Annotated in this window: 1 pseudogene; it reads right to left on the bottom strand. The window is 73.2% G+C overall.

Going from position 1 to position 1183, the window contains the following annotated elements:
- Positions 1 to 882, bottom strand: a pseudogene (locus tag G5C65_RS37480) (zinc ribbon domain-containing protein); the annotation flags it as partial.
- Between the last annotated feature and the right edge of the window lie 301 nt (positions 883 to 1183).

Genomic DNA, 1183 nt, shown 5'->3' with positions numbered 1-1183 from the left:
GGGGTCGGGCAGAAAGCGTGCGTCGCCCAGGACCTCGGAGCCGTCGACGAAGACGCGCTCCTCGATCTCCAGACAGGGCAGGGACAGCGCGCCGACCCGCTCCCGCACGTACGTGTACAGGTCGGTCACGTCGAAGTCCCGCGGGGTGCCGCCCTCCTCGCTCGGCACCGTCACATCGAAGTTCAGCGACCACGCGTCGACGGCGCTGCCGTAGCCGGTGAACGCGGAGAAGCCGCTGTAGACGGTGACGTTGCCGAGCGCGTAGTCGTCGATCTCGCGCAGCCGGCGCGCGATGGCCCTGTTGGGCGGCGGGGGCGCCTGCGCCGGGTCGAACCGGCCGGGCCGGAAGCTCTGGAAGCGTGCGCCGTAGCGGGTGGAAAGCGTGAAGACCAGCACCGTCAGCCAGGCGAGCAGGAGCATGAGCACGACGGCGCCGCCGCTGCCCAGCCACACCAGCCCCACGAGCAGCACCAGCAGCTCGACGGTCAGGAGCAGGTCCCTGGCGTGCCGCCGGACGTTGGCCTCGTAGGCGTGGCGCGCCACCACCGACACATCGCAGCCGGGGGCCGGTGCCACCCCCAGATGCGGCTCGGAGACGACGTCCCGGATGAGGGTGTCGGCGTACGACCGGTTCAGGAAGACGGCCGCGCACATGTACCGCGTCAGGTCCCTGGAGCCGCCCCACCGCGGCGGCGGCGGCGCGGGCGGTGACGACGGGGGCGACGGTGCCGGAATCGTCCCGGCGCCGGGACCGTCACCGGGACCGTCGCCGGTGGCCAGCCGCGTGCCGCACTCCCCGCAGAAGGCGGCGCCCGGCACCGGTTCCGCCGAGCAGCCGTGGCACCGGGCCGCAGCCCGGCTCGCCGCTCCCGGATGACTCATCGCTCCCCCGACCGTGAGACGCTCGCACGACCCACGCTACCGCGACTCGCGCCCCGCAACTCCCCCTCTGCGCAACGGTGTTAGCACGAACATGCGCTCGCGCGGCGAACGGGTCCCCGAGTAGCAGCTGCCCCGGCCGGGGCAGCCCCTGCTCAGCACGACCCACCGCACACGGCCTAGGGGGTGTTTCGAAAGCCCCGTGCGGCGCATGGGGCGTCCGGTGCGTGCTCTCGGCGTGCCGGGTGAAAGCCCTCGTACTGGGCGTACTCGGGCTTTCGGCCGGTGCGGCGAGAGCACGTGC

It is taken from the genome of Streptomyces boncukensis (genome assembly GCF_011045075.1).
Lineage (GTDB): Bacteria > Actinomycetota > Actinomycetes > Streptomycetales > Streptomycetaceae > Streptomyces > Streptomyces boncukensis.
The sequence above is the reverse complement of the archived record's forward strand: the minus strand, read 5'-3'. Positions and strand labels throughout refer to the sequence as shown.